The organism is Lactiplantibacillus garii, from assembly GCF_003885105.1.
In the GTDB taxonomy this organism is placed as follows: Bacteria; Bacillota; Bacilli; order Lactobacillales; family Lactobacillaceae; genus Lactiplantibacillus; species Lactiplantibacillus garii.
Window position 1 is genome coordinate 1 of the sequence record NZ_QWZQ01000067.1, and the last position, 8,441, is coordinate 8,441.

Genomic DNA, 8,441 nt, shown 5'->3' on the forward strand with positions numbered 1-8,441 from the left:
TCTATTTTTAAATGTAACTTTTTTAGTTTTTTGATGTTGAATTAAGACTTTATTATATAATTCTGAGAATTATTGACTGATGTTTTTCATTTAAAACTATTTCATAATTGTCAAGAAATGTTGTATGAGAACATATCTATGGAATAGTTAAGATAGTCGATTAATTTGACATTGTTATACTGGTTAAAAGTTGAAAAATCAGAATCTTTATAGTATCAGCAATTTTTTAAAACAATTATGTAACCTTATTCGCTCAACTAGTTAGTTATAAATTCCTCAACGAAAAAATGTACAATTTTTACTTAACATATAGTTAAATTTAAAGTTTAAATATGCTATTATAAACGTGATTTATTAAGACTACTTAATTAATAATGGGACTTTAGCATGATTTCAAATAAAAAAGTGAGAAAGGTAGGTTCTTTTATGTTAAGGAATAATTATTTTGGAGAGACTAAAACGCATTATAAATTATATAAATGCGGTAAGAATTGGGCTGTCATGGGGATTTCATTATTTTCGCTGGGATTAGGGATGCTAGTTACCAGCCAGCCAGTGTCAGCTGATGTGACAGCCACCAGCACCTCAAGCAGTGCAGTGAGGACCGATGCAATCAGTGAAAGTAGTAGCAGTGCAGCAAAGGACGAAACGACTAGTGCAAGTAGTAGCAATGCAGTGAAGGCCGAAACGACTAGTGAAAGTAGTAGCAATGCAGTGAAGGCCGAAACGACTAGTGAAAGTAGTAGCAATGCAGTGAAGGCCGAAACGACTAGTGAAAGTAGTAGCAGTGCAGCAAAGGCTGAAACGGCTGCGATCACTACTGCAGGTGTTGCAGGTGTTGCAAATGCTGATTCACAAACATCAGCAGAAGTAACCGCCCACGCTGATGCTGTTAAGAACAATAAATACGACGGCACTGCTAACGTTAACATTGATCGCCAAGCTAATGTTGATGGGAAGATTATCAGTACTAACGATAATGCAACCAGTGGCTCGACAAAGCAAGAATCATCTGTTGCTAACGATAATGCAACTAGTGGCTCGACAAAGCAAGAATCATCTGTTGCTAACAATACTAAAACTGCCGTTGTTGACGAAAATAAAAATACTAGCAACACAGAAAATGATAATAGTCAATTAAAGCAAACTAATAATGAACAACCATCAGCTGCTACTCAAGCAAACTTAAAGAAGTTAAATCACGAAGCAGCTAAAGCCGTTCAAAATGCTAAGATTGATGCTGGTAGTTTAACCGATGAACAAATTAACGAACTAAATAAAATTAACTTCTCTAAGTCTGCTGAAAAAAGTGAAAAATTAACTTTTAATGACTTAGAAGAAATTGGTAATGCAATTGTAAAGCAAGACCCGCAATATGCCGTTCCTTACTTTAATGCTAAGGAAATCAAGAATATGCCTGCCTCATATACTGTCGATGCCCAAACTGGCAAAATGGCTCATCTTGATGTTTGGGATTCTTGGCCAGTACAAGATCCTGTCACAGGTTATGTGTCTAATTACAAGGGTTATCAACTAGTTATTGCGATGATGGGTATTCCTAATTCACCAAACGGTGATAATCATATTTACCTTCTTTACAATAAATATGGTGATAACGACTTTTCACATTGGCGTAATGCGGGCTCAATTTTTGGTACTAACGAAAATAACGTATACCAAGAATGGTCCGGGTCAGCTATTGTAAATGATAATGGCACAATTCAATTATTCTTCACTTCAAACGATACCTCTGATTACAAGTTAAACGATCAACGACTTGCTACTGCAACACTAAATCTTGATGTAGATGATAATGGTGTCTCAATTAAGAGTGTTGACAATTACCATGTTTTGTTTGAAGGTGATGGTTTCCACTATCAGACCTATGAACAATTCGCAAACGGGAAGGATCGTAAGAACGACGATTATTGTCTCCGAGACCCTCACGTTGTGCAATTAGAAAATGGTGATCGTTACTTAGTATTCGAAGCCAATACGGGAACGGAAGATTACCAAAGTGATGATCAAATTTATAATTGGGCTAACTATGGCGGCAATGATGCTTTTAATATCAAGAGTTTCTTTAAACTTCTGAACAACAAGGAGGACCGTGAATTAGCCGGTTTAGCTAATGGGGCTCTTGGTATCCTAAAGCTTAACAATGACCAAACCAATCCAAAGGTTGAAGAGGTTTATTCACCATTAGTATCCACATTAATGGCTAGTGACGAAGTTGAACGACCAAACGTAGTTAAGCTTGGTGATAAGTATTATCTCTTCTCCGTAACTCGTGTAAGTCGTGGTTCCGATCGTGAATTAACCGCTAAAGATAATACAATCGTTGGTGATAATGTTGCTATGATCGGTTATGTTTCTGATAACTTGATGGGTAAGTACAAGCCATTAAATAACTCAGGTGTCGTATTAACTGCATCAGTACCTGCAAACTGGCGTACTGCTACTTATTCCTACTATGCAGTACCTGTAGAAGGTCACCCTGATCAAGTACTAATTACTTCTTACATGAGTAACAAGGACTTTGCTTCAGGTGAAGGAAACTATGCAACTTGGGCACCAAGTTATATAGTACAAATCAATCCAGATGACACGACAACTGTATTAGCACGTGCAACTAACCAAGGTGACTGGGTATGGGACGACTCTAGTCGGAACGATAATATGCTTGGTGTTCTTAAAGAAGGTGCAGTTAACAGTGCCGCCTTACCGGGTGAATGGGGTAAGCCGGTTGACTGGAGTTTGATTAACAGAAGTTCTGGCTTAGGATTAAAGCCTCATCAACCAGATCAACCAAAGACCGGAACTGCCGGTACTCCAGGTACCGCGGGCACTCCAGGTACCGCGGGCACTCCAGGTACCGCGGGCACTCCAGGTACCGCGGGCACTCCAGGTACCGCGGGCACTGCCGGTACTCCAGGTACCACGGGCACTGCCGGTACTCCAGGTACCACGGGCACTGCCGGTACTCCAGGTACCACGGGCACTGCCGGTACTCCAGGTACCACGGGCACTGCCGGTACTCCAGGTACCACGGGCACTGCCGGTACTCCAGGTACCACGGGCACTGCCGGTACTCCAGGTACCACGGGCACTGCCGGTACTCCAGGTACCACGGGCACTGCCGAAACCGCCCCAACTGAACCAAGCAAGCCAACTACTCCAACAAATCCGGTTCAGGCTGGTCAAGCAGCGGCTACTAATTTTGTGGATCCACAGTTGCCTCAAACTGGTGCAACTGATCAACAACACATGACGCTGAGTGGCTTATTACTATTAGCCATGAGTAGTTTGTTAGGACTCTTCAGAATGACTAAGCGGCAGCGCAAAGAATAGGATGATATTATATGCTAAATCATCGGCAAACTAAGAACCAGTTTGAGAGCTTAACAACCCTGCAAGCTATTCAGAATCAGGCATACCAGATGTTAGTGCAAGGACTGGCCAAAACTGACTTTTCAATGCGTGAGTGGGGAATATTAGTCTATCTTGAACAACATGGGCAAGCTACTGCTAGTGAATTAGCTGATGCATTCACGGTCACGCGCACACTAATTTCCAGGAATACTTGGCGATTGATTCAAGATAATTTAATTCAATCACAAGTGAATCCAAATGATCGACGAATTGTTTGGCTATCTTTGACTGTTAATGGCCAAGAAAGGGTCCAGGAAGGTGTTCGGCAAGTGCAAGCGAACTTAAAAGCTTTCAACCAGAGTCACAATCTGGAGAAGTTGACTAAACAAGTGGAAGCTTTGTTACAACAACTTGCTAGGATAAATTAAAGTTTTTTCAAGATAAGTCAAGATGTACTAATGTAAATAAAGATCAGTCTGTTAAAATCTTTGGGTTTTGGCAGACCGGTCTTTTGTTGAAGTGAAGAAAATTTAAACATTAAGATTATTTTTGGCTCGTGACAATATCATTTTGTATACCTAAGTAATTAATCGAGCATTGCAAGTGGCAAAGTGTCTCCCCGTTAAAGGGCTTAGATATATTAGATGCAATTTTTTGGACGTCTTGAATATATAATGAGTAAAGTGTTTAGATAGAACAAGTCAGGTCACAACTTAACAGTTGTGGCCTGTTTTTTGATGCTGTATAATTAAAGGGTTAGAACCGTGTCATTACTTAATGACATAAGTAAGGAGATAAAAAGATGAAATATGGCTATGCGCGGGTCAGTACCACTGATCAAAAATTAGCAAATCAAATTGAGTTACTAAAATTGGCAGGAGCAGAAAAAATCTTTCAGGAAAAGTTTACCGGCACAACTACCGAACGACCGGAGTTTCAAAAACTGTTGCGCGTTCTAAAAACAGGCGATACTTTGATTGTTACTAAGTTGGATCGGTTTGCGCGGAACACACGCGAGGCCTTAGCCATTATCCAAGAGTTGTTTAAAGAAAATGTCAAAGTCAACATTTTGAATATGGGCTTAATTGACAATACGCCGACTGGACAACTAGTCTTTACAATATTTAGCGCCTTTGCGCAGTTTGAACGCGATATGATTGTCACGCGCACACAAGAAGGTAAATTGTATGCCAAGCAACATGATCCGTTGTTTCGGGAAGGGCGACCGAAAACGTATTCTGATGAACAGATCAGGTTTGCTTATGAGTTGCGAAAACAAGGCATGACTTATAAGATGATTGAACGAAAGACGGGGATTAGTAAACGCACGCAACAGCGAAGGTTTAAGTCGATTTAAAAATAGGTGTTTTAAGAATTGACTGTTTAATTAATCACGTACAACGGGGATTGCCGCTTTATTAAACAGTTGTGAGAGAAATTTATTTAGGGATTTTAGGCACTATTTATACCTGTCGTGCTATTGAGGTTAGTTGTGATAAGGATTAATTTGTACTACAAAAGGCCTACTCAATTGTTAGTTGAGCAGGCCTTTTGTGGGTATTTTGATTAGAGCTATTAACCCTATGCTAATTATAAGGCTTAGCTTTCAAATGGAACATACTATTATCCAAATTATGATTTGTTAAGGTGGTGTTGTCATAGGGTAGATTGCAAATTTAATCCGAATAAGTCCGATAGTTTTCAATGGCCGTTGATTAATAGGTTCAAGTGCTGCTATGATCTCATTAATTGTTACATGGTTAAAGTTGGACTGTTTGAGAAAAACCAACATAACCATCGATTAAAAGATTCATTAGCAACCTACATCTATAAATAGTATGATACCATGTCATTTATAGATGTAGTCGGCTATTGTGGCCCAAATTAATAAATACCACGTTGGCGCCAACTGAATTAACTATTAAAATTTCGGTTGTTAAAATCAGCAATAGTATAACTCTAACATTCACGATAAGTAACTACCAGCGACTGGATAAGTGTACCTTTTTAAGGAGGCCCAAAATTGATGTTACCATTATTGATCTTATTAGTTGAGTTTGTTTTACTCATATTTCTTGGTAAGATTCGAAAAAAAATTATGTACTATACAAGATCAGACGAGTTATATTTTTGGGGCCTCTTTCTAAAAAAAAGCGATTCCCGTCAAAAGATGAAACAGATCAAGAAAAAAGTCCTTCAAACGTATCGTAGAAGCTCCCTAAAAAACGAACTACTCTTCTGGCTAGAGTTTACAGTTGCTAGAGGTTGCTTTTATGGTTCGCTCATGTGGCTCTGGTACATAGTTGCTTTCGGAAATAGTATCATCCAAATCCGACCAGCAATCATTGGCTTTATGATTGCTATTCCACCCACGATAGCACTTCCCCAACAGCTATATCATTTTTGGAAACAACAACCTATTTGGCATGAGCAGCCTATTGAAAAACAAGCTTTCCTACTACCAAACGAACAAGATCACAAAGCCTTATTTAAGTACCATTTACAATCTTACTCTTTATTGTTACTATCGTTGGTTATAGGATGGTTTGGTACAGGAATCTGAGTGCTCAAAGAACAAGGTGAGAAACTAATTTTGGTTTCTCACCTTGTTCTTTTTTATCTAAATTTTTTATCTTATCCTTTATTATTCGTTAAAAATTTTGTGGCAAGTGCTACAAATGCTGCGACAACACCCGCAGCAGACGCTGAACCAGCAATTGCAGGCGCCATTGAAATAATTACAGCTACTGAAAGGGTAGCGGCTAATGTTATCCCAAATGATTCAGCAGGGTCGTAGGTAGGCCAGTTATCAAAGTCGCTCTTGTTGAAAGTAACATCAATTTCAATTGTTAAGGTCTCGCTTAATGGGCCTTTTTCAACTTGATAGACATAATATTTCAACTTAAAACTAAACTCACCGTCCTTACTATCACCAATTTCTAACTCAAAATTTCCTTTCTTTATTTTCTCTGAAATCCCCCATTTTCCAATACCATCAACAGTTAAATGCCCAATCCAATATGGAAGTTTATACTTTGTTTCTAGAATAGCTGTTAGATCAGCTTCCGGTAATTCGTTATTTGAAATAGTCACAATGTTTGAACTTGATTTATCAGCTACTTCATTAGTAGCAAGCCAGGTAACCTTAAACGGCCCAATAGTTTGAACGTATTTCCCACCAATTTGCAGGTTCGTATTCCCTAAAATATATTTAAGCGCTTCATCAGCGGTGACACCACCTGTACTTTTAAATTTTCTAGTCCCACTATCACGACCAGATGATGCATCTTGGTCAATGTCAACACCAGAACCAGTAGTATACTCTACAAATTGATCGAAGCACCAATTCTTGGGCATTGGAAACCCGAGGTTACCGCTCCATCCATAAGACATATTAGCCACAAAGAAATTCGAAATTCCCATACTTTCTGCCGCATGTAGGCAAACATTCCGTGTCCCATATAACCCAGTTTTATAGCCTAAGTCAGTTAGTGATGCTCGTACGGCTTGCAAGTACGCAATAACCGTACCCTCGATGTCTCCATCCTGTAAATCTAAGTCCGCTGCAAAGTAGATCACGGTACCGTCTGGAAAGCCGAGCGCACGAGCCGCATATGCTGCTAGGTATGCGTCTTTAGTTCCTTGTGATTCAGTGAAATAACTAACTTCATACCCACCGTCCTCATAGATAGGAAAAATCGAAAAACCCGCAGCAGTTAATTTACTAATTTCATCAGATGTCAAGTTCTTGGCTTTTTTGGCACTACCCGTTCCGACAGATCCCGTTAAGTAACGGCCAACGATTGAAAAACCAGCTTAGTACAGCCGTTGAATCATACTAGTATCTGTCAGTTGGGTTGCGCAATCAAAGGTATTAGAATCTCGACCGGTATCACCATTACTAGTTAGAAGTCCTTTAATCACTCGCAAATCAGCTACGCCTGAATAAGTCGAGGCACTACTTAATGAGCCATCGGGTAAAATCATAAACTTCCTAAAAGCCACAATCTCATTTGCAACAGTAGTGCTGAAATACCCATCAAAGGCTCCAGACTGATAGTAGTTATTCACATAAAGCCCATACTGAATTAGTTTAACGATATTACCATGCTCGCCGACCTTGACAGTGGGCGTCAAAGCAATAGTTTGATTACCGTAATAACCATTGGCCTCACTGGGTGACATACCTTCGATAGCCTGGAGAGCATAGATTAGTGCCTCATTTGTGTCGCGCTGATAGATTCCATCACAAGGTCTAATACCAATATAACTCTCATAATTGGCATTTAACCATTGGCAGTAATACCAGCATCACTTTGTAATTTCTTAACTGCTGCTATCGTATCAGCCGAATAAACAGTTGAAAAATCATTTGGTGAAATTCCTTTGCACCAAAAGGCTCCTTGAATTAGCTTGGCAACATTACCTTTATAATTAAGCTTCAAATTTGCAACGAAGCCATCTACCGCCTTCCGGGTGGCATTACCAAACCCCTCACCTTGAATATCAACCATTACTACCTAACAATTGGCCATTTACTTATTTAAATCATTTCGGTGAGACCACAACCGACCAGAAGCTACTAGAAAGACGGACATTAGCAAACATACACAACAAAGAAAAAAACATGCTGTGCTATATTCAGTCATTGCATATCATATCATGCTATGATATGCTTTAACTGTAAACAAGGAGGCGCCCTATGAAAATAATTACTTTTTCTGCTATTAAGGGAGGGGTTGGCAAAACAACCTTAACTTTCAATTATAGTGAATGGCTGTCTAGCAAAGGCTATAACGTTTTGCTGATTGATAGCGACCACCAATGCAGTCTGACCCAAACCTATGATATTTATAAAGACCATGGCACCTTAGCTAACATTTTTACAAAAGATAGTGAAAAAGTAGAAATTATTGAATTGCACAAAAACTTATCAATTATTCCTGCTTCTATGAATTTAGATATGGTCAACAATGATCTTCAAACGAGAGCCAACAAAGAATTACTAATGTACATGTGGTTCTCAGACAATTATGACAAACTGAAAAAATTTGACTATGTATTAATAG

Annotated in this window: 8 protein-coding genes; 5 read left to right on the top strand and 3 right to left on the bottom strand. The window is 39.2% G+C overall.

Translation table 11 applies throughout. The features are described from left to right. Nucleotides 1-387: 387 nt before the first annotated feature. The 4 genes from D1831_RS13315 to D1831_RS13330 all read left to right on the top strand — a co-directional run bounded on the left by D1831_RS13315 (nucleotide 388) and on the right by D1831_RS13330 (nucleotide 5,935). The gene (locus D1831_RS13315) at nucleotides 388-3,351 is read left to right on the top strand and encodes a glycoside hydrolase family 68 protein (RefSeq protein ID WP_125073349.1); all 2,964 of its coding nucleotides are present in this window, start codon (nucleotides 388-390) and stop codon (nucleotides 3,349-3,351) included. Between the two features lie 11 nt (nucleotides 3,352-3,362). After that, nucleotides 3,363-3,800, top strand: a complete 438-nt coding sequence (locus tag D1831_RS13320) for a MarR family winged helix-turn-helix transcriptional regulator (protein ID WP_125073350.1) — start codon at nucleotides 3,363-3,365, stop codon at nucleotides 3,798-3,800. A gap of 374 nt (nucleotides 3,801-4,174) precedes the next feature. After that, nucleotides 4,175-4,729 carry a recombinase family protein gene (locus D1831_RS13325; RefSeq protein WP_020923829.1) on the top strand — a complete coding sequence of 185 codons (555 nt, stop codon included), beginning with the start codon at nucleotides 4,175-4,177 and terminating at the stop codon, nucleotides 4,727-4,729. A 669-nt stretch (nucleotides 4,730-5,398) separates the two neighbouring features. Then, a complete protein-coding gene (locus D1831_RS13330) occupies nucleotides 5,399-5,935 on the top strand; it encodes a hypothetical protein (RefSeq protein ID WP_125073351.1) in 537 nt (178 codons plus the stop codon). 71 nt (nucleotides 5,936-6,006) lie between these two features. On the opposite strand, the gene D1831_RS14695 is transcribed toward D1831_RS13330, so the two are convergent. The 3 genes from D1831_RS14695 to D1831_RS14705 form a co-directional block, all read right to left on the bottom strand. Then, on the bottom strand, nucleotides 6,007-7,176 hold the full coding sequence (locus D1831_RS14695; protein ID WP_225422898.1) for a glycoside hydrolase domain-containing protein: 1,170 nt from the start codon (nucleotides 7,174-7,176) through the stop codon (nucleotides 6,007-6,009). Between the two features lie 12 nt (nucleotides 7,177-7,188). Then, nucleotides 7,189-7,557 carry a hypothetical protein gene (locus D1831_RS14700; protein WP_225422897.1) on the bottom strand — a complete coding sequence of 123 codons (369 nt, stop codon included), beginning with the start codon at nucleotides 7,555-7,557 and terminating at the stop codon, nucleotides 7,189-7,191. Between the two features lie 101 nt (nucleotides 7,558-7,658). Beyond that, nucleotides 7,659-7,886 (bottom strand): hypothetical protein, encoded by a 228-nt coding sequence (locus tag D1831_RS14705; RefSeq protein WP_071665542.1) that lies wholly within the window; start codon nucleotides 7,884-7,886, stop codon nucleotides 7,659-7,661. 188 nt (nucleotides 7,887-8,074) lie between these two features. Between D1831_RS14705 and D1831_RS13340 the strand changes: the two genes are divergently transcribed. After that, nucleotides 8,075-8,441, top strand: a 367-nt coding sequence (locus D1831_RS13340; RefSeq protein ID WP_148096379.1) for a ParA family protein, incomplete at its 3' end; no start/stop codon positions are given.

What these genes read in the sequence shown, in the direction of transcription:
- D1831_RS14700 (WP_225422897.1), bottom strand. Translation starts at nt 7,557, where the DNA reads ATGTCACCCAGTGAGGCCAATGGTTATTACGGTAATCAAACTATTGCT.
- D1831_RS13330 (WP_125073351.1), top strand. Translation starts at nt 5,399, where the DNA reads ATGTTACCATTATTGATCTTATTAGTTGAGTTTGTTTTACTCATATTT.
- D1831_RS13325 (WP_020923829.1), top strand. Translation starts at nt 4,175, where the DNA reads ATGAAATATGGCTATGCGCGGGTCAGTACCACTGATCAAAAATTAGCA.
- D1831_RS14705 (WP_071665542.1), bottom strand. Translation starts at nt 7,886, where the DNA reads ATGGTTGATATTCAAGGTGAGGGGTTTGGTAATGCCACCCGGAAGGCG.
- D1831_RS13315 (WP_125073349.1), top strand. Translation starts at nt 388, where the DNA reads ATGATTTCAAATAAAAAAGTGAGAAAGGTAGGTTCTTTTATGTTAAGG.
- D1831_RS13320 (WP_125073350.1), top strand. Translation starts at nt 3,363, where the DNA reads ATGCTAAATCATCGGCAAACTAAGAACCAGTTTGAGAGCTTAACAACC.